General features: G+C 54.4%; 26 protein-coding genes and 1 tRNA gene. 19 read left to right on the forward strand and 8 right to left on the reverse strand.

The annotated features are described in order from the left end of the window. The first annotated feature begins 338 nt into the window (after window positions 1-338). Window positions 339-1,214, forward strand: a complete 876-nt coding sequence (locus IBT54_RS19525) for an SMP-30/gluconolactonase/LRE family protein (RefSeq protein ID WP_013358632.1) — start codon at window positions 339-341, stop codon at window positions 1,212-1,214. A gap of 47 nt (window positions 1,215-1,261) precedes the next feature. On the opposite strand, the gene IBT54_RS19530 is transcribed toward IBT54_RS19525, so the two are convergent. After that, window positions 1,262-2,488: an MFS transporter gene (locus tag IBT54_RS19530; protein WP_201252780.1), complete on the reverse strand. Its 1,227-nt coding sequence runs from the start codon at window positions 2,486-2,488 to the stop codon at window positions 1,262-1,264. A 295-nt stretch (window positions 2,489-2,783) separates the two neighbouring features. Between IBT54_RS19530 and IBT54_RS19535 the strand changes: the two genes are divergently transcribed. Continuing rightward, window positions 2,784-3,017, forward strand: a complete 234-nt coding sequence (locus tag IBT54_RS19535; protein WP_033733431.1) for a hypothetical protein — start codon at window positions 2,784-2,786, stop codon at window positions 3,015-3,017. A gap of 36 nt (window positions 3,018-3,053) precedes the next feature. Here the strand turns inward: IBT54_RS19535 and IBT54_RS19540 are convergent, their stop codons facing one another. Next, window positions 3,054-3,953 carry a DMT family transporter gene (locus IBT54_RS19540; protein WP_201252781.1) on the reverse strand — a complete coding sequence of 300 codons (900 nt, stop codon included), beginning with the start codon at window positions 3,951-3,953 and terminating at the stop codon, window positions 3,054-3,056. Between the two features lie 178 nt (window positions 3,954-4,131). On the opposite strand from IBT54_RS19540, the gene IBT54_RS19545 reads away from it, so the two are divergent. Further along, window positions 4,132-5,001 carry a helix-turn-helix domain-containing protein gene (locus IBT54_RS19545; RefSeq protein WP_201252782.1) on the forward strand — a complete coding sequence of 290 codons (870 nt, stop codon included), beginning with the start codon at window positions 4,132-4,134 and terminating at the stop codon, window positions 4,999-5,001. Between the two features lie 311 nt (window positions 5,002-5,312). On the opposite strand, the gene IBT54_RS19550 is transcribed toward IBT54_RS19545, so the two are convergent. After that, complete coding sequence (locus IBT54_RS19550; RefSeq protein WP_041457006.1) at window positions 5,313-5,795, reverse strand: type VI secretion system tube protein Hcp; 483 nt, start codon at window positions 5,793-5,795, stop codon at window positions 5,313-5,315. 82 nt (window positions 5,796-5,877) lie between these two features. On the opposite strand from IBT54_RS19550, the gene IBT54_RS19555 reads away from it, so the two are divergent. Next, window positions 5,878-6,669: a DUF4225 domain-containing protein gene (locus IBT54_RS19555; RefSeq protein WP_041457005.1), complete on the forward strand. Its 792-nt coding sequence runs from the start codon at window positions 5,878-5,880 to the stop codon at window positions 6,667-6,669. Here IBT54_RS19555 and IBT54_RS19560 read toward each other — a convergent pair. From IBT54_RS19560 to IBT54_RS19570, 3 genes are all read right to left on the reverse strand, one after another. After that, on the reverse strand, window positions 6,657-6,983 hold the full coding sequence (locus IBT54_RS19560; protein ID WP_201252783.1) for a hypothetical protein: 327 nt from the start codon (window positions 6,981-6,983) through the stop codon (window positions 6,657-6,659). The two genes, IBT54_RS19555 and IBT54_RS19560, sit on opposite strands and share 13 nt — an antisense overlap. A 465-nt stretch (window positions 6,984-7,448) precedes the next feature. Next, window positions 7,449-7,523 (reverse strand) — tRNA-Arg (locus IBT54_RS19565). 292 nt (window positions 7,524-7,815) lie between these two features. Further along, window positions 7,816-8,751: a formate/nitrite transporter family protein gene (locus IBT54_RS19570; RefSeq protein ID WP_013358627.1), complete on the reverse strand. Its 936-nt coding sequence runs from the start codon at window positions 8,749-8,751 to the stop codon at window positions 7,816-7,818. Between the two features lie 242 nt (window positions 8,752-8,993). Between IBT54_RS19570 and ccmA the strand changes: the two genes are divergently transcribed. The 10 genes from ccmA (at window position 8,994) to mlaA (ending at window position 16,871) form a co-directional block, all read left to right on the forward strand. Continuing rightward, a complete protein-coding gene (ccmA, locus tag IBT54_RS19575; RefSeq protein WP_110330692.1) occupies window positions 8,994-9,611 on the forward strand; it encodes a cytochrome c biogenesis heme-transporting ATPase CcmA in 618 nt (205 codons plus the stop codon). Next, window positions 9,611-10,270, forward strand: coding sequence for a heme exporter protein CcmB (ccmB, locus tag IBT54_RS19580; RefSeq protein WP_195857808.1), 660 nt, complete (start codon window positions 9,611-9,613; stop codon window positions 10,268-10,270). The genes ccmA and ccmB overlap by 1 nt, the downstream gene beginning before the upstream one ends. 67 nt (window positions 10,271-10,337) lie before the next feature. Then, entirely contained in the window at window positions 10,338-11,078 is a 741-nt protein-coding gene (locus IBT54_RS19585) for a heme ABC transporter permease (RefSeq protein WP_013358624.1), read from the forward strand. After that, window positions 11,075-11,308, forward strand: coding sequence for a heme exporter protein CcmD (ccmD, locus tag IBT54_RS19590; protein WP_013358623.1), 234 nt, complete (start codon window positions 11,075-11,077; stop codon window positions 11,306-11,308). Before IBT54_RS19585 ends, ccmD begins: the two co-directional genes overlap by 4 nt. Continuing rightward, complete coding sequence (gene ccmE, locus IBT54_RS19595) at window positions 11,305-11,790, forward strand: cytochrome c maturation protein CcmE (protein WP_013358622.1); 486 nt, start codon at window positions 11,305-11,307, stop codon at window positions 11,788-11,790. Before ccmD ends, ccmE begins: the two co-directional genes overlap by 4 nt. Next, window positions 11,787-13,745: a heme lyase CcmF/NrfE family subunit gene (locus tag IBT54_RS19600; RefSeq protein WP_201252784.1), complete on the forward strand. Its 1,959-nt coding sequence runs from the start codon at window positions 11,787-11,789 to the stop codon at window positions 13,743-13,745. Before ccmE ends, IBT54_RS19600 begins: the two co-directional genes overlap by 4 nt. Then, a complete protein-coding gene (locus IBT54_RS19605; RefSeq protein ID WP_013358620.1) occupies window positions 13,742-14,299 on the forward strand; it encodes a DsbE family thiol:disulfide interchange protein in 558 nt (185 codons plus the stop codon). The genes IBT54_RS19600 and IBT54_RS19605 overlap by 4 nt, the downstream gene beginning before the upstream one ends. Then, a complete protein-coding gene (locus IBT54_RS19610; RefSeq protein WP_201252785.1) occupies window positions 14,296-14,748 on the forward strand; it encodes a cytochrome c-type biogenesis protein in 453 nt (150 codons plus the stop codon). The genes IBT54_RS19605 and IBT54_RS19610 overlap by 4 nt, the downstream gene beginning before the upstream one ends. After that, entirely contained in the window at window positions 14,748-15,959 is a 1,212-nt protein-coding gene (gene ccmI, locus IBT54_RS19615; RefSeq protein ID WP_201252786.1) for a c-type cytochrome biogenesis protein CcmI, read from the forward strand. The genes IBT54_RS19610 and ccmI overlap by 1 nt, the downstream gene beginning before the upstream one ends. 147 nt (window positions 15,960-16,106) lie before the next feature. Beyond that, window positions 16,107-16,871 carry a phospholipid-binding lipoprotein MlaA gene (mlaA, locus tag IBT54_RS19620; RefSeq protein ID WP_201252787.1) on the forward strand — a complete coding sequence of 255 codons (765 nt, stop codon included), beginning with the start codon at window positions 16,107-16,109 and terminating at the stop codon, window positions 16,869-16,871. Between the two features lie 62 nt (window positions 16,872-16,933). Here the strand turns inward: mlaA and fadL are convergent, their stop codons facing one another. Then, a complete protein-coding gene (gene fadL, locus IBT54_RS19625; protein ID WP_013358616.1) occupies window positions 16,934-18,217 on the reverse strand; it encodes a long-chain fatty acid transporter FadL in 1,284 nt (427 codons plus the stop codon). A 358-nt stretch (window positions 18,218-18,575) separates the two neighbouring features. Between fadL and IBT54_RS19630 the strand changes: the two genes are divergently transcribed. From IBT54_RS19630 to sixA, 4 genes are all read left to right on the forward strand, one after another. Next, complete coding sequence (locus IBT54_RS19630) at window positions 18,576-18,872, forward strand: YfcZ/YiiS family protein (RefSeq protein ID WP_081093852.1); 297 nt, start codon at window positions 18,576-18,578, stop codon at window positions 18,870-18,872. A 158-nt stretch (window positions 18,873-19,030) separates the two neighbouring features. Next, complete coding sequence (gene fadI / locus IBT54_RS19635; RefSeq protein ID WP_201252788.1) at window positions 19,031-20,341, forward strand: acetyl-CoA C-acyltransferase FadI; 1,311 nt, start codon at window positions 19,031-19,033, stop codon at window positions 20,339-20,341. Further along, on the forward strand, window positions 20,341-22,437 hold the full coding sequence (gene fadJ, locus IBT54_RS19640) for a fatty acid oxidation complex subunit alpha FadJ (protein ID WP_201252789.1): 2,097 nt from the start codon (window positions 20,341-20,343) through the stop codon (window positions 22,435-22,437). Before fadI ends, fadJ begins: the two co-directional genes overlap by 1 nt. Window positions 22,438-22,661: 224 nt before the next feature. Then, a complete protein-coding gene (sixA, locus tag IBT54_RS19645; protein WP_013358611.1) occupies window positions 22,662-23,144 on the forward strand; it encodes a phosphohistidine phosphatase SixA in 483 nt (160 codons plus the stop codon). A 28-nt stretch (window positions 23,145-23,172) separates the two neighbouring features. Here the strand turns inward: sixA and smrB are convergent, their stop codons facing one another. Continuing rightward, entirely contained in the window at window positions 23,173-23,721 is a 549-nt protein-coding gene (gene smrB, locus IBT54_RS19650) for an endonuclease SmrB (protein WP_013358610.1), read from the reverse strand. A gap of 159 nt (window positions 23,722-23,880) precedes the next feature. Here smrB and prmB point away from each other — a divergent pair, with 159 nt between their 5' ends. After that, entirely contained in the window at window positions 23,881-24,813 is a 933-nt protein-coding gene (gene prmB, locus IBT54_RS19655) for a 50S ribosomal protein L3 N(5)-glutamine methyltransferase (RefSeq protein ID WP_033783751.1), read from the forward strand. Window positions 24,814-24,823 lie beyond the last annotated feature (10 nt).

Genomic DNA, 24,823 nt, shown 5'->3' on the forward strand with positions numbered 1-24,823 from the left:
TCTGGGGCTGATGATACAACCGCTTAGTAATGTCATCAGCGCAACCACCGAAGCGACTTTAATTAATCTCTTCATCGGAAGCCTCTCCTCTTTTTCAATGACTACGACATTACGCTGGAAAAGTGGAGTGAAGATGCAGGCTTTGTAGAGTTATTTAAGAAGATATGACGGAATATTTCAGCGCGCTGTATTTTTCTGCGGCAGGAAATAAGAAAATCGGAATGAGCTGAATAATAAATACTATCAAAGAGAATAGTCTTAAAATCAAGAGAAAATAATTCTCATTTGAAAGTTTTTACCACTACATTATTAGCATGTCATTTCAATGGGAGAGAAACATGGCGCATAACGTAAAAAATATTCTGGCGTTACAGGCTGAACTGGGGGAATGCCCGCTCTGGTCATCAGAAGAACAGGTGCTCTATTGCGTCGATATTCTGGCTCCGGCCATTCACCGTTTTGATCCGGTCAGCGGTGAATTGCAGACCTTCCCGCAGGCGGAAGAGGTAGGGTGCATCGGTCTGCGTGAGCAGGGCGGGCTGATAGCCGCATTGCGCAATGGTGTCTGGCTGCTGGATGCGCAGGGTAAACCAGAGAAAAAGGTCGCAGAAAATCCCGGTGTAGCCGCGCAAAGTCGCTTTAATGATGGCCGTGTGGATCCGTGGGGTAACTTCTGGTGCGGCAGTCTGTGGGAACCGCAGGATAAAAATGGCGGTCTGTTATGCCGCGTGACGCCTGACCTGAAGCTGGAAGTGAAGGCGCAGGACATTAAAATTTCCAACGGACTGGCATTCTCTCCGGACCGGCAATGGATGTATCACAGCGATACGCCGAATGAGGCGCTCTATCGTTATCCGTTAAGCGAGCAGGGCGAACCGGGTGAGCGCACGCTGTTCCGTCGTTTTGACGCGAAAGGGGGTTTACCGGATGGTGCCGCGGTGGATAGCGAAGGTTTTTACTGGTCAGCACAGTTTGATGGCGGACGCGTGGTACGTATCGATCCGCAGAGCAGCGAAATCGTTGATGAGATCCTGCTGCCGGTGAAGTGGCCAACCATGGTGGCCTTTGGCGGTGCCGATCTTAAAACGTTGTTTATCACCAGTTCACGGGAAGATCGCACGGAAGAGGAACTGGCACGCTATCCGCAGTCAGGCGATATCTTTGCCGTGGACGTCGCGGTGGCGGGAATAGCAGAGCCGCTATTCCGCGGCTGAATGTTAACGGGCCGCGCAATGGCGGCCCGTGGTCGTTGTCCATGAAGTTAGTGGCGCTGCAACACCGGCTCTGCTGTGACGGAACTCTGTGGCAGTCGGATGGTGAGCGACAGGAACAGGGAGATGACCAGCAATGTCATAATCAGGCTGAAGGTGACAGTGAAACCACCAAACAGTGAGGCGACCAGCGAACCCAGCACGCTGCCGATACCAAAGCCCAGGTAGAGCAGGCCATAGTTTTTTGTCAGGTTGTTGAGGCCGAAAAAGTCACTGACCAGTGATGGGAACACCGTGATGGTCCCGCCAAAGCTAAAGGCCACACAGGCGAGTGACAGGAAGAAGGTGACCTCATTCATCCGGGTAAACAGCAGCACACTCATCCCGATCAGCGACACAATTTGCGCCAGCGAAATGACCCGGATACGCAGCATTTTGTCGGAGAGCACACCCAGCACCAGACGACCACTCAGATTGGCAATCGCAATCACCGTTACCGCGCTGGCAGCAGTCTGCGTGGAGAGATGCACCAGACCTTCGCCGATATCTTTGGCAACCCCTATCACATAGAGGCCGCTCATACAGGCGGTCAGGAACATCAGCGCCAGCATCCAGTACTGCTGCAGACGCACTGACTGTGCCAGCGTGTAATCCCGCGCATGTTGCTGACCTTGGGCGGTGGTCCCGGTCTGCTGCAGTGGCGCTTCACGCATCAGCAGCGCACCGAGAATAATCATCGACATGGCCAGCACGCCCCAGATCATAAAGGTCTGCTCCAGACCGACCGTTGCCAGCAGTGCTCCGCAGATAAACTTGAATCCCAGACTGCCAAGGCCGTAAGCGCCAATCGCACAGGCTGAGATCATCCCCTTACGCTCAGGGAACCATTTCACGCAGTTTGACAGTGTCATCAGGTAACCGGCACCATCGGCCAGACCGACCAGCAGTCCGGCACTGAAGTAGAGCATCATCAGGTTATTTGCGTGCGCGGTGAGCCAGAAGCCCAAAGCCATCAGTACACCCGCACCAATAGTGACGCGGCGTACGCCAAAACGTTCCTGTAATTTTCCGGCCAGTGAAGAGGCGATAGCCAGACCTAAACTCAGCAGGCCAAAGGAAAATGCGACCTGACTGATCGGTGCATCCAGCTTCTGTGACAGCTGGCCGTTGAACAAACTCCATGTATAAACTGACCCCAGCGCAAACTGAGTGATTACCGTTCCGAACAATGTAAGCCAGCGGGAACGCTGGTAAGACGCCTGTTGAGTCTGGTTCATAATTTATCTCTCCCGTCCGGGAATCTGGAAACTGCGGTCAGAATAAAGCAGTGGTTCGCGCGCGTGAGCAACAAAGGTATGAACGGAACGTCTCAGGGAATGAAATGCCATTCAGGCGGTATGAATGACACAACGCAGGTCTGCAGCGATAACGCAGCGTTGCGTTAAAAGTAACCAAAGCGGCAGCTTAATAAATAAGCGTAACCACCCGTAATAGAATGTTTCAGCGAGCCGGTTATGTGAGCAGCCTTCCGGATCTTTTGCCAGGCTGATAGTTCACTTATCAGGAGGAAATATGAAAGACCGGACATATGAATCCACCACCAGTGAGGACGAAGTTTGCTGCATCATCGGTCAGGCGGTGATTGAACTCAGTACAGAACAACAGCCTGTGACCAAATCGACGCTGGCATTAAAACTGCTGTCGATGGCCGATCGTGATAGTGACGATGAGCGTGTTCTGCTCTACTGGATTGCGCGTAAAGCGATCAATCAACCACAAAAACTTCTTCAGCAGCAGTGGGCATAATGCCTGTTCGGACGCGGGCCGGAGCCCGCCTCCGCGTCAGATGATTATCCGGCGACGGCTTGCCGGCAAGCGGGCAAACATGACGATATTGCCCAGCAGAATCATGACAAGGCCAGGGATGGCGCTGACATGCCACTCATACCCCTCAAAACGGGTCGAGAGTGCCAGCGCAACCAGTGGAAACAGAACCGTTGTATAGGCAGCCCGACTGGCGCCGATACGTCCCACCAGCGTAAAGTAGGCACCGAAACCCATCACCGATCCAACGATAGCCAGATAGGTTAATGCGCCAATCCATTGGGCATTCCATATTGGTTGTAGTGAAACACCCTGTAGCAGTGAGACCAATCCCATTATCAGCGCGCCATACAACATGCCGTAGCTGTTGGTTGTCAGTACGTCGCGTTGCAGACGCTGATGCCGCTGACTGATCATATTGCCAAATGAAAATCCCAGCGTGCCCAGCGCACTTAAACCAATGCCCCACATCAGCCCGGCAGAGGCCTGCGTGCTGCGCAGATCGTGCCAGAACAGCGCAACGATGCCTGCCATGCCCAGCACGATCGCCGGAATCAGACGCGGGGAAGGGCGCTGATGGAAAAAGATCCAGCTGTTTATCGCATTGTACATCACCGCCATAGAGAAAATGACCGACTCCAGCCCGCTGCTGATATAGCCTGAAGCGTAATAGAAACAGACAAAATTGAAGCCAAAGACGCAGCAGCCTTGCAGCATGCAGAAAAGATGATCGCGCAGCGTCAGCCTGTGCAGTCGTTTTATCAGCTTAAGCAGCAATAACATGACCAGTGAAGCCAGTAAAAATCGCCAGAACACGGCAACAGTCACGGCCCCCATGCCAGCAGTCTGTTGTGCATAGATCGCAATCCAGGTTGTGCCCCAGATGAGCACGACAGAGAGATACAAAAACAGGTTCATTGCCAGGTTCTCCACCACAAAACGCCGAGTCTGCACTGGTAACGCGCATGGGTCTTGCTGCGGATTGCGCCGGGTTTGCAAAATCTTGCGCATTTTTATCCTCCGTCCCGATGTGACCTGTTTTCTGTCCCCCACAATCCGTAAACTGGCCCTCTGTTTATCTGAACTGATATATCCGATGCGTACCTATCAGACCTTTGAAATGCTGCAAAGCCACAAAGCACAACTGCGCGATCAGGTACAACTCAATAATGGCATTCAGCTGGCCGCCTGGTTTAATAGTGGCGATCGCGTTACCAACCTGAGCGATCATCACACGCTGAGTCTTTATGTGGCGGGCGGCTACGATACCTGGCATAAAACAGTGCACGGCTGGCGTAACGGTGGCGCACCGGATCGCTTCTGTCTGATGCCCGCAGGCACGGAATCAACCTGGGATTTGCGTGCCGACCTCGCTTTTGTTCATCTCTATTGCAGCGAGGATCAGCTGCGGCATCTGGCCGAACAGGTCTGGGACCGCAGCCCGGCGCAGTTAAATCTGCATGAGAAAGTCTTTTCCGCTGATGACCGAATTACCCAGCTTTATCGGCACTTTCTGCTGAGCAGCGACTGGCAACAGCCTGCCAGTCAGCTGACGCTGAGCAGCGCATCAACCCTGCTTCTGACCCATCTGTTGCAGCACTACAGTGAGGTTAAATGGCAACTACCACAGATGCGGGGCGGACTGGCTCCCGTGGTGTTACGGCGTGTTCTGGAATTTATTGAAACCCATCTCGACCAGCCATTAACCCTGTCTGTGCTGGCGCAGGAAGCGGCGCTGAGTGAGTTTCATTTTGCCCGTATGTTCCGTCATACCACTGGCGAAGCGCCGCACCAGTTTGTGATGCGTCGTCGTATGGATCGTGCGCGAACATTGCTTGCTCGGCCCGACCTGACGCTAACTGAGATAGCGCTTCAGTGTGGTTTTCACTCTTCTGCGCATTTCAGCCATCGTTTTCGGCAGGTTTATGGCATGACGGCTTCGGCATGTCGGCGAGGGAGTCGATGAAATTTCTGAACTTGCCGTTATAAATACTGATATTAAGCCGAATAAACTATCTGATTTTTGAATTAACATTGAACCATTTTTCAATGACTTTTTCAGAGCATAAAAATTTATTCTAACTTTGTCTTAATATGTTATTTTTAACTTTTATAATTATTAATAAATTTCTTTAAGACTGTCTTATCGTATTAATAATTATAATTTTAGAGACGTAATTACTGCCTGATAAAATACGAAGGTGCCATTTTTTTAATGACACCTTAAATAAATAACAAGATTTAGCATGAGCTAAAATACCCAGCGTTCCTGAGATATTACAGTTCTTTGTTACCTTTAATATCCCACCCTGACTGAGTTTCAGCGCCTTTGCCGCCACTCGCTGACTGTTCCCAATACTGTGTCCTGACTTTTGATGCCTGGAACTGATATGAGACTCCGATCAGATCACGATTTGTAGTGCCATTGAAAACCACATTGGTGATGAGGACGTCTTCAAGCGTAATGCGACAGTACTCAATTTGGCTTCCTCCGGCTTTACATACCGAAAGCTCAACCTTGCCTACATGCTTGCCGTTGGATACATAGCGCATAATTGCTGGAGTAGCTTTGTCAATGAGTGCCTGAACTGATAGGTCGCGATACTGAACCTTTCCTGCACCGCCACCACCCCCAACCGACATGTTCCCTGGCTGGTTTGCACCCCACGTGAAAGATTCAATAGCAATCCAGCCTTTATGGTTGCTGTCCTGTGATTCGCCTGTAATGCCATCGATTTTTAAGAAGAGATCTGTACTCATAGCTGGTCCTTTTGCTTTCCCTGAGAAGGGTAATCTGATTAAATAAACTTAATGATACTTATAATGACATAAAGGCACAGTCATGGACTACTGGAAACCAGACCGATTCAAGGATTACTTTCTGACTATGGCTAATGCTGAGGCTAATCAGCTGCTAAGCAATGCTAATCACCTTTCTCACATCTACCTTAAAGACGGATTTAATAGGTTACAGTTCCAGGATAACGTTAAAGCTTTTGTTAACGCTCAGCTTAACGTCATACGTTCTGACTCAACTGATGATCAGTGCCAGGAGTGCATCCAAAATCTCAAAAAGGAAAACGAGTACCTTACGATTCAGGACAGAATGCTCAGAGCAGGGACAGCTGCGGTTCACGCTTCGGTACAGTTGGTCAGGAATGGAGATTTTTGGGGCTATGTGATTAATGGCGTTGGGGTAGTGCTGAGCGGTATGCAGGTAATAGCCGGTGTATCAGTGATCGGTGCTTCCCTTGCGTCAGGGACAATCATAGGTTCTGCCTTTGGAGGAATGTTGGTTCTGCATGGACTCAACGGCTTTCAGGAGTCTGTTGAGAACCTGGTGTATGGCAAAACTGATAGTGTTGGGTTACTCAAACAGGGTTATGTAGCAACAGCTGAGTTTTTGGGGTTCGATCAGAGGGTTGGGCAGTTAGCATACAGTTCAATGGACCTGGCACTGTCTCTCTATGGCATCGTGCGTCTGGTACAAAAACCTGAGGCCTGGCGGCTCTACTATTTTCTTAATACCGACTACGTTCGCGGTATTAAGGAAATGAGCAGAAAAGAGCTATTCATAGAAGTCTATAATGACGCTTCAGCCATTAAATCAATCTCTGATACTTACAAAGAGTGACCATGTTTTTTCATGAATCTGTAAGCTTTAAATGCAGGTTTCAAAGGTACAAATATATATAAAATAACGAAACCTGCTACAAGCGTGATTGAATACGAAACAAGGTTTTCTTGTGTACCACTGCGAATGGTATAGATGAGTCCTGCGAGAAGGATTGCTACTAATATCATTGCAACTATGAATCTTTTCTTTAACTGTGAAAGGAGCCAGGGATAAGGATAACCGTCTTTCTCAGCATGCTGACGTATCACAGAGACTTCTTTTGGTGTAAATCCCTCTTTTACAAGCATTTCTTCGATTTGCATTTTGTTCATAATAAGCGTCATTCATTTGTCTTAAGATAGACTGATTGTAACTCATTACCTCAGCCCTATACAAACCGGACAGGCCTATGAAAGGCGCCTTGTTTTTTTATTTTTTAGAAATGCTTCCCTTACGCTAATACTTGAGCTCAAAGTATGAACTTTGAAATTTCGATGAAAACTTAGCGTGTTAATTATTGGACTTAATTAAGGTGACACTTTCCAGTTACCATGATTTTTAGTGAATTTGAATTTAGCTATAGTGTGCTTTTCTCCATGTTATGGCATGGTAACGTCTGTATCAATTTTACAGAAGTATATATGTAAATATCCCTGCATTATCGAACCAAACATACCAACAATTGTACCAGCATGACGCTATGGATTTTGTGAGCCTGCTGGAGACTCAGGTGAGTTATGAAACTAAGTTAAATGACTGGATGTAATAGATAAAGCAGACTTTGAGAGACTAATATTTGGTGTCCCCTGCAGGAATCGAACCTGCAACTAGCCCTTAGGAGGGGCTCGTTATATCCATTTAACTAAGAGGACTGCGGCGCGCAGTATAGCGCAAACAGGCTATGAGATTCACTACATCGCCGTCTGTTTGCTCATTCCGTCAGCAATCCGGCTTTCTGCACGCGCGAACATTACGTACAGAAAGCGGAAAGCAGCTGTTCTGAAGTCCAGGATGTCACCCAGACTGAAGCGGCACCCCGGCTCTGAATCTTCACTTCCGGTTACAGCAGACACTCCGGTAAACGTTTTTCAGCCGCCCGCATAGCATATTGCCTTTAGCCAACAGACCTGAAAGGCAGACAGAGTTAATTATCTGCCTTGCCATCTACTCCGTGCCTTCCTGCTCTTCGCGCTGGCGGCGTTTCTCCTGCTTGCGCTTTTCAGCTTTCGCTTTCGCTACCGCCGCTTCACTCATGTCATTGCGAATCTGCGCATGGCTGATCAATGCAAAAATCAGGGTGCCGCCGGTAATGTTGCCGAGCAGCGTCGGCAGGGCAAACGGCCACAAAAATTCATGCCAGCTGATACTGCCGTTAAACACCAGATAGAGCACTTCGACCGAGCCCACCACGATATGCGCCAGATCGCCCAGCGCAACCAGCCAGGTCATCATCACAATGACCAGCAGTTTAGCGCCGCCCGCAGACGGGAACATCCAGACCATGGTGGCGATAATCCAGCCGGAAATCACCGCATTGGCAAACATCTCGCCAGGGGTATGTTCCATCACCTTCATACTGATATGGGTAAAGGCCTGACGGGTGGCATCATCAAATATCGGCATCTCATTAAACGCCAGCGCACCCAGCGCGGTACCGATCAGGTTACCCAGCAACACAATGCCCCACAGACGTAACAGCAGACCCGCATTACTCCAGGTTGGTTTGTGCATCACCGGTAAGACGGCGGTAACGGTGTTTTCGGTAAAGAGCTGCTGGCGCGCCATAATGACGATAACAAAACCAAAGGTATAACCGAGGTTTTCCAGCAGAAACGCCCCCGGTACGCCATCAAGATGCACCTGGAATATTCCCTTAGCCATCAGCGACGCACCCATGGACAGGCCCGCCGCAATGGCTGACCAGAGCAGCGCCATCCCGTCGCGCTCCAGCTCCTTTTCACCATCCTGACGAATCTCTTCATGGATCGCCGCAGCGCGTGAGGGTAATGCCTCCTCATCGACTTCGATGTCAGTGCCCTTGTCCTTCTCTTCGCTCTCTACGTCGTTAGGACCCTGTTCATTACCTGATGAAGGCTTCATATTTTCTCCTGGTGATAGTGCTGTAGCGTAATAAGCGTAGCCGTTTTTTATTTGCTGATAATGTAACGACCAGTGCGAATAAGCGTAACAACGTTTTTCGGAACTGCATTTTTATTCAGACTTCCGTCGATACCGCACGAATAAGCTACTGACAGCGAAACTGAGCGTTGGCTCACACTTCGGCCCACAGCAACATTGTGGTAATATCCCGGCCACTTTTAGCTGGTGCGATTCCCCCCTCGATGCTGGAAATCATTACGCTTACTTGTGCATACGACGAACGATCGCTATTTCGGCGGCTCTCTTTTCGCGTCTCTGCTGGTGACATTGTGCAGATTGAAGGCCCCAACGGTGCCGGAAAGACCTCGTTATTGCGTCTGCTGGCGGGTCTGAGCCGTCCGGAAGAGGGTGAAATACGCTGGCAGCAGCAGCCGATCCTGCGACAGCGTGAAACCTGGCATCAGGCGATGCTCTATCTGGGCCACTGTCCCGGTATCAAAGGCGTGCTCACGCCGCTGGAAAATCTGCGCTTCTACCATCCCGATTGCACTGATGCGCAGATCTTTGCAGCACTCGAAAGTGTCGATCTCACGGGCGATGAAGAGGTACCAGTCAGCCGCTTGTCGGCAGGTCAGCAGCGTCGGGTGGCGCTGGCGCGGCTGTGGCTCAGTCAGGCCCGCATCTGGATTCTCGACGAGCCACTGACCGCCATCGACAAAGCGGGAATTGAAAAATTAATGGCGCAATTCGCCCGTCATGCCGATAACGGCGGTGCAGTGATCCTGACAACTCATCAGGATTTACCTGCGGATGCGGCGCGGGTGCGTAAAATTCGCCTTGGCGACGTGGAGACAGAGTGATGCTGTTTCGCCTCATCCAGCGTGAATTGCGCATTGCCTTTCGCGGCGGTGCGGATGTGGTTAATCCGCTCTGGTTTTTCCTGATTGTCATCACTCTGTTTCCATTGGGAATCGGACCGGACCCGCAACAGCTGGCGAGCATTGCGCCGGGCGTGGCCTGGGTTGCTGCGCTGCTGGCGTCGCTGCTGGCGCTTGAGCGGCTGTTTCGCGATGACTTCAGTGATGGCTCGCTGGAGCAGCTGGTTCTGTTGCCGACGCCACTACCGGTAACGGTCATAGGAAAAGTGGTGGCGCACTGGCTGGTCACCGGCGTGCCATTGATCATTCTGTCGCCACTGGCCGCGCTACTGCTGTCGCTGGATTTTAATGGCTGGCGGGCGATGGCCCTGACGCTGCTGCTCGGCACGCCAACGCTGAGTTTCCTTGGTGCGATTGGCGTGGGTCTGACGGTGGGGTTGCGACGCGGTGGTGTGCTGCTGAGCCTGCTGGTGCTGCCGCTGGCGATTCCGGTATTGATCTTCGCCAGTGCGGCGATGGAGGCGGCCAGTCAGGGATTGCCGATTGGTGGCTATCTGGCGATTCTCGGCGCGATGCTGCTGGGCAGCGCCACGCTCGCGCCCTTTGCCACGGCAGCGGCGCTACGCATTACTTTGCAGTAACCGGCTTGTATCCACCGCGCGTAAAAGACGCGGCAATACTCTTTTATCGTTAATGTGAGCATCTGATATGTGGAAAGCGTTACATCAGCTGGCCAGGCCCGAACGGCTTTATCAATTTTCGGGGCGACTGGTGCCTTGGTTTGCCGTTGCAGGGCTGGCGTCGTTGCTGCTGGGCTGGGTCTGGGGATTCGGATTTGCCCCTGCTGATTACCAGCAGGGCGACAGTTTTCGCATCATGTATATCCATGTACCCGCCGCGATGTGGTCGATGGGCATCTATGCCTCCATGGCTATCGCCGCCTTTACTGGTCTGGTGTGGCAGATGAAGATGGCCGATCTGGTTTCCGCTGCGATGGCTCCGGTGGGCGCGGTTTTTACCTTTATTGCGCTGGTCACCGGTTCCGCATGGGGCAAGCCGATGTGGGGCACCTGGTGGATCTGGGATGCGCGTCTGACATCGGAACTGGTGCTGCTGTTCCTCTATATGGGCGTGATCGCGCTTTATCACGCTTTTGATGACCGCCGCACCGCAGGCCGGGCCGCCGGTATTCTGATTCTGGTTGGTGTGGTCAATCTGCCCATCATTCACTTCTCGGTGCAGTGGTGGAATACCCTCCATCAGGGTTCGTCAGGCATTCTTCAGCAGGCGATTGCGCCGGTCATGCGCACGCCGCTACGCTGGTCGATCCTCGGTTATCTGCTGCTGTTTATTACGCTGACCCTGATGCGGCTGCGCAACCTGATCCTGTTAACTGAACGTCATCGTCCCTGGGCGATAGATGTGGCGAAGCAGGGAGAGCAGGCATGACCCCGGCATTTACCTCCTGGCACGCCTTCTTTGCGATGGGCGGTTACGCCTTTTACGTCTGGCTGGCGGTTGCCTGCACGCTGCTTCCGCTTATCGGTCTGACGCTGCATACCCTGTTGCTGCGCCGACGCCTGCTGGCTGAGATCCGCCAGCGTGATGCACGGGAACGTCGCATCCGGGCGGCGAAAACGAAAAAAGCCGCGGCTGAAGCGGCAGGAGAGACACTGTGAATATCCGTCGACGCAACCGCCTCTATGCGGCAGTGGCGATCCTGCTCGGCCTTGGCCTGGCGACTGCGCTGGTGATGTATGCGCTGCGCTCAAACATCGATCTGTTCTATACCCCGGGTGAAATCCTCTACGGCAAAGGCGAGGCGCACGAGAAGCCTGAGGCGGGCCAGCGACTGCGCGTCGGTGGCATGGTGATGCCCGGCAGCGTCCGGCGCGATCCCAATACGCTGGCGGTATCGTTCAAACTTTATGATGCACGCGGCGTGGTCAGCGTCAGTTTTGAAGGCATCCTGCCGGATCTGTTCCGGGAAGGGCAGGGCGTTGTCGCGCAGGGCGTGCTGACGACGGGCAACCAGGTTATCGCCAAAGAAGTGCTGGCGAAACATGATGAGAAATACACGCCGCCGGAGATTGAAGACGCGATGAAGAGTAATCACACCGGCCCGCAGTCGCTCTATCAGGCGGGAAATAAATCATCATGATGCCCGAAATCGGTACCTTTCTGCTCTGCCTGGCGCTAGGGCTTTCCCTGTTGCTGAGCAGTTATCCGCTGTGGGGCGCAGTACGTCAGGATGCCCGTCTGATGGCGATGGCGCGTCCGCTGGCCTGCGGCTTATTTGTCTGCATCGCGGCGGCGTTTGCGCTGCTGGTCTGGGCTTTTATCAGCAACGACTTTACCGTTGCTTATGTCGTCACGAACTCCAACAGTCTGCTGCCGGTCTACTATCGCATCGCTGCCACCTGGGGCGCACACGAAGGTTCACTGCTGCTGTGGGTGCTGCTGCTCAGCACATGGACACTGGCGGTAGCGATCTTCAGCCGCGGGATGCCGCAGGATGCGCTGGCCCGCGTGCTGGCCGTCATGGGAATGATCAACCTCGGCTTCCTGCTGTTTATCCTGCTGACCTCCAATCCGTTTGGCCGCACGCTGCCGGACTTCCCGATAGACGGGCACGACCTGAATCCGATGCTGCAGGATATCGGCCTGATTTTCCATCCGCCGCTGCTCTATATGGGCTATGTCGGCTTTTCGGTGGCGTTTGCCTTCGCCATCGCCTCATTAATGGCCGGACGGCTCGATACCGCCTGGGCCCGCTGGTCGCGTCCCTGGACGACGGCGGCCTGGGTCTTTCTGACCATCGGGATTGTCCTTGGATCTGCCTGGGCCTATTACGAACTGGGCTGGGGCGGCTGGTGGTTCTGGGACCCGGTTGAAAATGCGTCGTTTATGCCATGGCTGGCGGGTACCGCCCTGATGCACTCGCTGGCGGTCACCGAAAAGCGTGGCACCTTTAAGGCCTGGACCGTGCTGCTGGCGATTACGGCGTTTTCGCTGAGCCTGCTCGGGACGTTCCTGGTGCGATCCGGCGTGCTGGTGTCGGTGCACTCCTTCGCCTCCGATCCGGCGCGCGGCATGTTTATCCTCGCATTTCTGGTGATTGTCATCGGCAGTTCACTGCTGCTCTACGCCATTAAAGGCGGGCAGGTGCGTGGCCGGGTTCAGAATGAAACCTGGTCGCGGGAATCGTTCCTGCTGGGTAATAACGTGCTGCTGATTGCCGCGATGCTGGTGGTGCTGCTCGGCACGCTATTGCCGCTGGTACACAAGCAGCTGGAGCTGGGCAGCATTTCGGTCGGTGAACCCTTCTTCAACACCATGTTCAGCTGGCTGATGGCACCGTTTGCGTTGCTGATGGGGATCGGGCCGCTGGTGCGCTGGCGTCGCGATGAACCGCAGAAGCTGGCTAAACGGCTGGCGCTGGCGCTGATGGTGACACTGGCCTGTTCCGTGATCGTTCCGTGGTGGCTGCAGGATCGTATTGAAGCGATGACGGTGGTTGGTCTGCTGATGTCACTCTGGATTATCGTGCTGACGCTGCTGGAACTGCATGAGCGCGCCACCCATCGTCATCCGTTTTTTGCGGGTTTACGTCATCTGTCACGCAGCCACTGGGGCATGGTGCTGGGCCATCTGGGTGTCGGTGTCACGGTGATTGGCATTGCGTTCAGCACGCAGTACAGCGTGGAACGCGATGTACGGATGAAGGCGGGCGATAGCGTCGATATTCATCATTATCACTTTGTCTTCCGTGGCGTGCAGAATCTGCAGGGGCCAAACTACAGCGGCGGCATGGGTATCATTGATGTCACGCGCAATGGCAAACATGAAGCGACGCTGCAGGCGGAAAAACGCTTTTATACCGCCGCCCGTACCATGATGACCGAAGCGGCGATCGATGGCGGTTTCAGCCGCGATCTCTACGCGGCGCTGGGCGAAGAGCTGGAGGATGGCGGCTGGGCCGTGCGCATCTACTACAAACCCTTTGTCCGCTGGATCTGGTTCGGTGGCGCGCTGATGGCGGTGGGCGGGCTGTTCTGCCTGTTTGATCCCCGTTACCGTTCGCGCAAAAAAGCAGAAACGGAGGTGCGGACATGAACAAGAAAATTCTGTTTATTCCCCTGATGCTGTTTCTGCTGCTGGCGGCGGCGCTGCTGTGGCAGCTGACGCGCAATGCCGATGGCGACGATCCGACCCGCCTCGAATCGGCCCTGATTGGCAAACCGGTGCCGCTGTTCCGGCTGGAAGCACTGGATCAGCCGGGCAAAACTTATGATCAGCGCGTGCTGACCGATGGCAAACCGATATTGCTCAACGTCTGGGCGACCTGGTGTCCGACCTGCCGCGCTGAGCATCACTATCTGAATACGCTGGCAGAGCAGGGCATTCGTGTCGTCGGGCTGAACTACAAAGACGATCGTCAAAAGGCGGTTAACTGGCTGAATACGCTGGGTAATCCGTATGCGCTGAGTCTCTACGATGGCAACGGCATGCTGGGACTGGATCTCGGCGTTTATGGCGCGCCGGAAACCTTCCTGATCGACGGTAAAGGAATCATCCGTTATCGCCATGCGGGCGATCTGAATGCGCGCGTCTGGGAGCAGGAAGTGAAACCCTTGTGGATGAAATACAGTGCGGAGGCGGGATCATGAGAATGCTGTTACTGCTCTGCGGCCTGCTGATCAGCATTAACCTGTGGGCAAGCATCGACACGCTGCAATTTGACTCGGAGGCCCAGGAAGAGCAATACCGCGACCTGACCGCGTCACTGCGTTGTCCGAAATGCCAGAACAACAGCATTGCCGATTCAAATGCGATGATTGCCGCCGATATGCGGCTGAAAGTCTATCAACTGATGAAGCAGGGCCAGAGTCGCCAGCAGATTATCGACTATATGGTGGCGCGCTACGGCAACTTCGTCAGCTATTCGCCACCGGTCACGCCTTCAACCCTTATTCTGTGGGCGGGTCCGGCGCTGTTTGCGCTGCTGGGTGGCGTGGTGATCATCCTGCGTAGCCGTCAGCGCAAAACCCGCAGTGAGCTGGATGAAGATGAGCAACAGCGTCTTAATGCGCTACTGAATTCAGACAGGAAGCCGTAATGAGTGCATTCTGGATCACCCTTTTTCTGTTACTGCTGGCGGCCTGCACGCTGTTCCTAGCGGCGGGCTGGCGGCAGCGTCAGGCCAGCGCAGGCGATCGCGATCGCCTTAATCAGCGTTTCTACCATCAGCGGATAGATGAGCTGGCGCAGGATGAAGCGCAGGGCGTCGTTGCTGAGCGTCCGCTGATGGAACGGGAACTACAGCAGACGCTGCTGGCAGATATCCCGCCGGCACAGACGCTGCAGTCACACAGCAGCCGCCGCTGGATTCTGCTGCCAGGCCTGATTGTGCTGGTTGCGGTTTCGCTGGGCACTTATCTGAAAACCGGCGGCCTGGCACAATTCACCGGCTGGATGCAGGTGCAGCAGGCGTATCCTGAGCTACGTGCCCGCCTGATGGATCCCGGCGCAAAACCGCTGAGTATGGAGGAGCTGGCGCGTTTACAGCTCGGATTGCGTACCGCGTTGCAAACCGAACCGGATAATCTGGCCGACTGGACGATGCTGGGACGGCTCGGCATGGTCCTGAATAATGCGGAGATCGCCAGCCAGGCCTTTGAGCGTGCACTTCAGCTGTCGCCCAACGATCTGGCGCTGAAGCAGGATTATGCAGAGGTGCTGACAAGATCCTCCGATCCGCAGGATAACCGTCAGGCATCACTGTTGCTGCAGTCATTGCTTAAAGTGGATCCGCAAAACCTGCGGACGCTGAGCCTGCTGGCGTATAACGCTTACGGACAGCAGCACTACGATCAGGCTATCAACGCATGGCAGACCCTGCTGGGTCTGTTGCCTGCCGGTGATTCGCGACACGCGATGATCGCCCGCAGCATTGAAAAGGCCCGAAGTGATGCGGGGCAGCAGAGTCGTCAGCTGGCGCTGACAGTGACGCTGACGCCAGAGGCAGAAAAAATGTTACCTCAGGACGGAGTGTTGTATATTTCGGTTTCTGACGGGGATTCACCGGTACCGGTGGCGGTTAAGCGTATACCGCTCAGCCACTTCCCGCTGTCGCTGACGCTGGATGACAGCAATGCCATGATGCCGGATCGCCTGCTTTCGGCGCAGCATCAGGTTGAGGTTCGGGTGCGGATTTCCCGCGATGGCAGCGCCAATCCGCAGCCGGGTGACTGGCTGGGTCTGAGCGCGGTGACGCCCTGGGATGGCCATCAGCCGATCGCGGTGGAGATCAATAAGCAGCTACCCTGAACGTCAAAATTGATAACGTTAAAATGATGCATGCCATTGCCTGCTGCCTCTGGCACAAAGTCAGCTATGCTCATCGGATAAGCCGATACGACAGGGCTGTGACCTGAACGATGGGCTGACCTTTTTCATCCGCACAGGGAGATTGGAATGAATTATCGCCTGACCAGCCTGGCTATGGCCAGCGTCCTTCTGGTGGGTTGTGCCAGTTCAAAGCCGGCGAATAGCGATCCTGCGCAGCGCAGCGATCCATTCGAAGGCTTTAACCGCACGATGTTTAACTTTAACTACAACGTGCTGGATCCGTACGTGCTTCGTCCGGTCGCTGTCGCATGGCGTGATTATGTGCCGGTCCCGGCACGTACCGGCCTGAGCAATTTCCTCGGCAACCTGGAAGAGCCAGCCAGTATGGTCAACGCCATTCTGGTCGGTAACGGACGTGATGCGGGCATTCACTTTACCCGTTTCTTCCTGAACAGCGTGCTGGGACTGGGCGGTTTCATCGACGTTGCCGGTAAAGCCAACCCGGAACTGGCGCGTGAAGAGCCGCATCGTTTCGGTACCACGCTGGGTCACTATGGCGTCGGCTACGGGCCTTATGTTGAACTGCCTGCTTACGGCAGCTTCACGGTTCGTCAGGATGGCGGCGACTATGTTGATACGCTCTATCCGCTCCTCGGCTGGCTGACCTGGCCAATGTCGATTGGTAAATGGACGCTGGAAGGTATCGAGACCCGCGCTCAGTTGCTGGATTCTGATGCCATCCTGAAACAGCAGAGCGATCCATACGCCTTTATCCGTAACGCCTACTTCCAGCGTCACGACTTCCTGGCGCGTGGCGGTAAGCTCAAGCCGGAAGACAATCCTAACGCAGCCGCGATTCAGGATGACCTGAAGGATATCGATTCGCAGTAAGCGATCCGCAGTGACAAAAAGGGCGACTTATCATAGTCGCCCTTTTTGATCCCGCCCGACAATCAGAACTTGTAGTTAAAGTTCGCGCCGTAAAGCCAGGCCTTACCTTCAGAGGTAAAGGTATAAGGACCTTCTTTCACCGTCACTTTCTGGCCATGCATATAAGAGATGCCCAAATCGACCGAGGCATCATCGTTAAAGGCATAGGATGTACCGGCACTCAGCCATAAACGATCCTGGTCCGGAATAGAGATAGAACGCTTGTCAGCCGGTACCGGGCTATCATCAAACGCTATACCGGTGCGGAAAGTCCAGTTCTTGTCGTAGGAATAGGTGGTGCCCAGGGCAATGCGATAAGCATCGCGGAAGCTTTCATCTTTATAGAATAGCGTCTGGCCATTTGAACCCGTGGCTTTCAGCTCCTGGAACTGGCTCCAACTGGTATACGCCATGCTGTAGTGAACCGCCCACTGCGGAGCCACTTTATGCCAGCCCGATACTTCCCACATCTCTGGCAGATTCAGGGTTAATGCACCTGGAACGGTGGTGCCGTTGGTGCCAAACGGCACGCCTGATACTTCCGGGTTATTCACCGCATTCAGCCGGGATGAAAGGCTGCTCTTGTAATCGCCATCAAAGTCGACTTTCACTTCGGAACGATAGGTAAAGCCGAAGCGGTTATTCTCATCTACTTCATAAAGAATACCGGCGTTCCAGCCATATCCCCACTCATCGCCTTTCAGATGGGCAACCTGCGTATCAGCCGGAACGCCCAGTCTTGCGCCTGACTCACCGGCATAGCGTTCAATTTTAGCTTTCGCATAAACCGCATCAAAACCGACGCCAAAACTAAAATGTTCATTTAAGCGGTACGCGGTGCTGAGATTAAAATTGCCGGTTACCAGATCGGTTTTACCGCCGTAACCCCCCGCGGTGTAACCATTATTAAACTCTGTTGCTAAGCCATAGTTAGAGGTTGCAGACGCGCCGATCCACCACTGATCGTTGATGGGCTGAACATAATGAATATTGGGGACCCACTGATTCGGTGCAATATTATTAGCATCCAGGCTGCGTCCGCTGGGACTGCGACCACTGATATTGACGTCTGGCGCAATATAAACCGCACCGATAGAAAATTCCGGACGATCCATCAACGCCATCGTCGCCGGGTTACGGCTGGCTGATGCCGCCGTATCACCCATTGCCCCTTCGCCTGAATATGCGCGACCTAAACCAATCGTAGAAAACTCATTTAACTGAAATCCAGCTGCGTAAACGTGTGAAGAGACAAGCGCCACTGCAGCCGCCACGGCTGACTTTGCAAACAGGTTTTTATGGTTCATGACCACAACCTCATGTGAATTATTATTTAACGCTATAACGTCGCGTAACAAAGGACGGCGGATTGTAGGGACTGATGTAAAACGCACATATCAGACCAGTGCGGAGAGTATAGGTCCGACCTGTGTGCATGTTGCAATATTGTTTTTAAAATATTTCAGGGTTGATCGCTTAAAATTCGATCTGCATAACAAAACTGCCCTGATTCTGCACAGCATACCGATTCCAGTTTGTTCTGGATCAATTTTTATTGTGATATTCGTCACTTAGCGCCGTGTACATGGCGCATCTTTACGCGAGCAGGTAAAATTTCGGTCATAAAATCGCTCAACCCACCAGATCGCTGGTCAGGAGAATGAAATGACTGATGCCATTAAAAAATGCAGTGCGACCGAAACAGCAGCCTGCTGTTGTGTTGATGTGGGCACGGTAATGGATAATACCGATTGCACCGCCAGCTGGTCGGAGTGGTTTGCTCAGCGTGCCGATGCGGAAGCCAAATTAGCGCTCCTCACCGAACGTGCACGTGAAGTTGAATCGGAACCCTGTGTGATTGAGTCGCGCTTCAGTGAAGTGGATCAGGGTGTGCAGCTGGATATCGATTTTACTTTCAGCTGCCAGGCTGAAACGATGATTTTTCAGCTCGGTTTGCGTTAAGTCTCATAACGCCGCGTTAATGCGGCGTTTTTCATTTTCGTGTTTCCCTTCGCAATTTTTCCTTTCCGGTATTGGCGGCTCACCCGCTTGTGGTTAACACTGATCAGGTCAGACCTCTTCAGGCAATGATGCCCCAGTCCCAGCCACAGGTGAGAACAATGAGCAAAGCGCAGCCGCTGCTGACGCGTGATGGTGAACGCATCGCAATAACCCACGGGTTACGCACCCCTTTTTTGCGCCAGGCGACCGGCTTTCATGGCATTCCCGCCATTGAGCTGGGGCGGATGGTGGTCAGCGAATTAATGGCGCGCAGTGAACTGCCGGCTGAGGTGATCGAGCAACTGGTCTTTGGTCAGGTGGTGCAGATGCCGGAAGCGCCGAACATTGCGCGTGAGATTGTACTGAGCAGCGGCCTTGATGTGCACACCGATGCCTATAGCGTCAGCCGTGCCTGCGCCACCAGTTTCCAGGCAGTGGCGAATGTGGCAGAAAGTCTGCTGGCTGGCACGATTTCTGCGGGCATTGCAGGAGGCGCCGACTCCTCGTCAGTGCTGCCAATCGGCGTCAGTAAAACACTGGCCCGCGCGCTGGTGGATCTCAATAAAGCCCGCAGCCTTGGGCAAAAACTGCACATCCTTAAACGTCTGCGTCCGCGCGATCTGCTGCCGGTGCCGCCCGCGGTGGCCGAGTATTCAACCGGCCTGCGCATGGGTGACACCGCCGAGCAGATGGCAAAGAGTCATGGCATCACCCGTGAGGCACAGGATGCGCTGGCGCTGCGATCTCATCAGCATGCCGCCCGCGCCTGGCAATCCGGGGTACTCAATCAGGAAGTGATGGCAGCCTTTGTGCCGCCGTGGAAAACCGCTATCGACCAGGACAATAACGTCCGCATGAACGCCAGAGCAGAGGATTATGCCCGCTTACGCCCGGCGTTTGATCGTCAGCACGGCAGCGTCACGGCGGCCAACAGCACGCCACTCACCGACGGTGCGGCCGCCGTGATTCTGATGCGCGAAGGCCGCGCCCGTGAACTCGGTGTCACGCCGCTGGGCTATCTGCGCAGCTACGCGTTTACCGCGATTGGTGTACAGCAGGATATGCTGCTGGGCCCGGCGTACTCCTCCCCGCTGGCGCTGGATCGCGCCGGGATTACGCTGTCCGATCTGACGCTAATCGATATGCACGAAGCGTTTGCGGCCCAGACGCTGAGCAATCTGCAACTGTTTCGCGACGAGCGCTTTGCCCGTGAGGTGCTCAATCGTCCGCATGCGCTGGGCGAAGTGAATGAAGAGCGCTTTAACGTGCTGGGTGGTTCAATCGCCTATGGTCATCCTTTTGCTGCCACGGGCGCGCGTATGATCACCCAGACGCTGAATGAATTACGCCGTCGCGGTGGCGGGTTAGGACTGGTCATAGCGTGTGCGGCGGGCGGTCTGGGTGCGGCAATGGTTCTGGAGGCCGAATAATGGAGCAGAATGCGTTTCACCTGAAGATGCGACTGGATCACGTTGGCATCATTACAATCGATGTCCCTGGCGAGAAGATGAACACCCTGAAAGCAGAATTTGCCGGGCAGATTACCGCCATCATTGCGGAGGCGCGACGCGATCCTCAGCTGGCAGGACTGGTGCTGATTTCTGGCAAAGCGGACAACTTTATCGCGGGCGCCGACATCAGCATGATTGATCGTTGTCAGAGCGCGCAGGAAGCCGAAGCGCTGGCAAAACAGGGGCAGGAAGTGATGGCTGCGCTTGATGCGCTGCCATTCCCGGTAGTGGCCGCAATCCATGGTGCCTGTCTGGGCGGCGGGCTGGAACTGGCGCTGGCTTGCGATGCGCGCATCTGCTCGCTTGATGATAAAACCCGTCTCGGATTACCGGAAGTGCAACTCGGCTTACTGCCCGGCTCCGGTGGCACTCAGCGACTGCCGCGGTTAATTGGCGTGCAGCAGGCGCTGCCGCTGATTCTGACCGGCAAAACGCTGCGGGCGAAACAGGCTCGTAAGCTGGGAGTGGTCGATGACGCGGTACCTCAGGCGATTTTGCTGGAGACGGCTATCGCACGGGTGAAAAAGGGCAAAGTCAGCGGTCGAACGCTGCCGCTGCGCGACCGTCTGCTGCACGGTCCGGTGGGCCGTCAGGCGCTGTTTGCGCTTGCGACCCGGCAGACTGCAGCCAAAACTCAGGGTAACTATCCGGCAGCAAACCGCATTATTGAGGTGGTGCGCATCGGGCTGGAGCAGGGCAGCCGGGCCGGACATGATGCTGAAGCGCGTGCCTTCGGTGAACTGGCGATGACGCCGGAATCTGTTGCTTTGCGCGGGATCTTTTTCGCGACCACCGCCATGAAGAAGGAGCGGGGTGGTGAGGCGGAACCCGCTGCGGTGAAGCGTGTCGCAATTCTCGGCGGCGGTCTGATGGGCGGTGGCATCGCCAGCGTCACCGCAATCAATGCCGGGTTGCCGGTGCGCATCAAAGATATCAGCCTGCAAGGGGTTAACCATGCGCTGAAAACCAGCTGGGAACTGCTGAGCAAAAAAGTCAAGCGGCGCCAGCTCACTCCGGCACAGCGTCAGCAGCAGATGGCCCGGATCACGGGCGGCATCGATTATCAGGGTTTCTCACAGCGCGATGTGGTGATCGAAGCCGTGTTCGAAGATTTAGCACTCAAGCAGCAGATGGTCAGTGAAGTGGAAGCCCACTGTCAGCCGCATACGCTGTTTGCTTCTAACACCTCTTCGCTGCCGATTGAAGAGATTGCCGCCAAAGCACAGCGTCCGCAGAACGTCATCGGGCTGCACTACTTCAGCCCGGTCGATAAAATGCCACTGGTGGAAGTGATTCCCCATCTGAACACCTCCGCCGCAACGGTAGTAACGATTGTGGCGCTGGCACGCAGCCAGGGCAAAACGCCGATAGTGGTGGCGGACAAGCCTGGCTTCTATGTTAACCGCATCCTGACACCTTATATAAATGAAGCGATGCGTTGCCTGCTGGAGGGCGAGCCGATTGACCATATCGATCGGGCGCTGATGAAGGCTGGTTTTCCGGTCGGTCCGATTCAGCTGCTGGATGAGGTAGGCATCGACGTCGGCAGCAAAATTAGTCCCATCCTGCATCAGGCTTATGGTGAACGCTTTGCCGCGCCCGCTGCTTTTGATGCAGTGCTGAAAGATGGCCGCAAGGGTCGTAAAAATAGCAAAGGCTTCTATCGCTATGACCAGCCGCGCTGGCAGCGTAAAAAGCCGGACACCTCACTGTATACGTTGCTGAAGGTCACGCCGCAGGCCAGACAGAGCGAAGCGCAGATTGCGGAACGCTGCATGATGATGATGCTGAATGAGGCGGCCCGCTGCCTTGATGAGCAGGTCATTCGCTGTGCCCGCGATGGCGATATCGGTGCAGTGTTTGGTATCGGCTTTCCGCCTTTCCTGGGGGGGCCGTTCCACTATATGGACAAACTGGGTGCGGCGGAGGTGGTCAACCGATTAACCCGCCTCACGCAGCAGCATGGCGAGCGATTTACGCCCTGCGAAGCGCTGATTGAAGCGACCAGAAAGTAGACGAAATTTTACATTTCTGCTGTAAATGAAATAACCAATCCGATTCAGCGGGTTAGAAAAGCGCCGCCAGAGTGTGCGGCGCAGCATGATTCTGAGAAGCGCTTATTTAATAAACAACCGGTTGACTATACTGAAGCCATTAGGGTAAAACACAGCGTTCATTCGCAGAGTGAAGAGTCAGGCGCCAGGCGTCGGGCGATGTCGACAAACAACAGCGGTGCTTTATGCAAGTTTTTATCATGCGTCACGGCGATGCGGCTCTGGAAGCAGCCAGTGATTCAGTCAGGCCTTTAACCTTATGTGGCTGCAATGAATCACGCCAGATGGCCAACTGGCTCAACAGCCAGACGCCGGACATAGAGCGTGTCCTGGTGAGTCCCTATTTACGCGCGCAGCAAACCCTCGCGACCGTGCGTGAAGCTTTTCCACTGCCGGAAAACCAGGATGTTCTGCCGGAGTTAACGCCGGGCGGCGATCCGGAAATGGTCGGGTGCTATCTGCAGACCCTGGCAAATGAAGGCGTGAAATCGGCGCTGGTGATCTCTCACTTACCGCTGGTGGGGTATTTAGTCTCTGAACTGTGCCCGCAGGAAGCCCCCCCTATGTTTGCCACTTCCGCTATTGCCTGCGTGGAATTCGATCCGGCACAGCATGCCGGTAAACTCCTGTGGCAGGTCAGTCCCAAAAAGCTGGCGAAAGCGATCTGACGTCTGTGGGCCGATCCTCCGGCCCCTTTCAGGGCAACTCAGGCGGTTGCCACTCCTCAATCTCAATCAAAACCAGCAGTGCAGCATCACCGCCAAACAGCTTCGGTGCCTGGTGAAAAGCCATCACCCACGGGTGCTGGGCCAGCCACAGCGGCGTCTGCTGCTTCAGAATATGCTTTCCATGACCGGTCATGACGCTGGCGCAGAACAGATGTTCACGGCGGCAGGCGGCGATCAGTGCGCCCAATTCCTGCTTGGCCTGCTGCTGCGTTAAGCCATGCAGATCGAGGAAAATCTCCGGCGTATAGTCGCCACGACGCAGTTTTTTCAGCTCAAAGTGGCTGACATCGGCGCGCACATAACGGGTGGCCCCTTCGGTGGAGAGCAGCGGCTGAAACTCATCCGAAAAGTAATGGCTGTTGTCCGCCTGCTCTGAAAGCAGACGTTTTACCGGCAGTTCGCGGGTTTTAACCGGTAATTTGTGCACGAAAGTATCTTGTTTCAACTGACGTGTGCCAGTCATTAACTGTCGGAACAGCGCCTGGTCATCCGGGCTTAAGGGTGTTTTTTTACTCATGACGGGTCAGTTATCTAAGAAAAGTCTGCTACACAGCATAGGCGATACCTTACCGATTAATGTCATTAAATGTCAGCTTTTTCACCTTGCTGCGCTGAATTCTCCCCGGCTTCATGGCACACTACTGGCCGATTTAGCAAAAGGCCTGCGGAGGGCTACGTGGACAAAATTTTCGTCGATGAGGCAGTGAACGAACTGCACACCATTCAGGACATGCTGCGCTGGGCGGTAAGCCGCTTTTCCGCTGCCGGAATCTGGTACGGACATGGCACAGACAATCCCTGGGACGAAGCCGTTCAACTGGTCCTGCCGTCACTCTGGCTGCCGCTGGATATTCCTGAAGATATGCGCAGTGCGCGTCTCACCGCCAGCGAACGTCTGCTGATTGTTGAGCGTGTCATCCGTCGCGTTAACGAGCGTATTCCTGTCGCCTATCTGACCAATAAAGCCTGGTTCTGCGGGCACGAATTCTTTGTCGATGAGCGCGTGCTGGTACCGCGTTCACCGATTGGCGAGCTGATTGAGAACCGCTTTGCCGGTCTGGTCAGCACACCACCGCGTCATATTCTGGATATGTGTACCGGTAGCGGCTGTATCGCGATTGCCTGCGCTTATGCCTTCCCGGAAGCCGAAGTGGACGCCGTGGATATCTCCACCGGTGCGCTGGCGGTAGCCGAACAGAACATTGAAGAGCATGGACTCATCCACCAGGTGACGCCGATTCGTGCTGACCTGTTCCGCGAACTGCCACAGCTGAAATATGATCTGATCGTCACCAATCCGCCGTACGTTGATGCGGAAGATATGGACGATCTGCCGAACGAATATCGCCACGAACCGGAGCTGGGTCTGGCGGCGGGCAGCGACGGCCTGAAGCTGGTGCGCCGCATTCTGGCCTGCGCGCCCGACTATCTTAGCGAGCAGGGCGTACTGGTCTGCGAAGTGGGCAACAGCATGGTGCACATGATCGAGCAGTATCCCGATGTGCCCTTTACCTGGCTGGAATTCGACAACGGCGGCGACGGCGTTTTCACGCTGACGCGCCAGCAGATTGTCGACGCACAACACCATTTCTCTTTTTACAAAGACTAAAAGTGGGGCG

It is taken from the genome of Pantoea sp. S62 (assembly GCF_016658625.1).
In the GTDB taxonomy this organism is placed as follows: Bacteria; Pseudomonadota; Gammaproteobacteria; order Enterobacterales; family Enterobacteriaceae; genus Pantoea; species Pantoea vagans.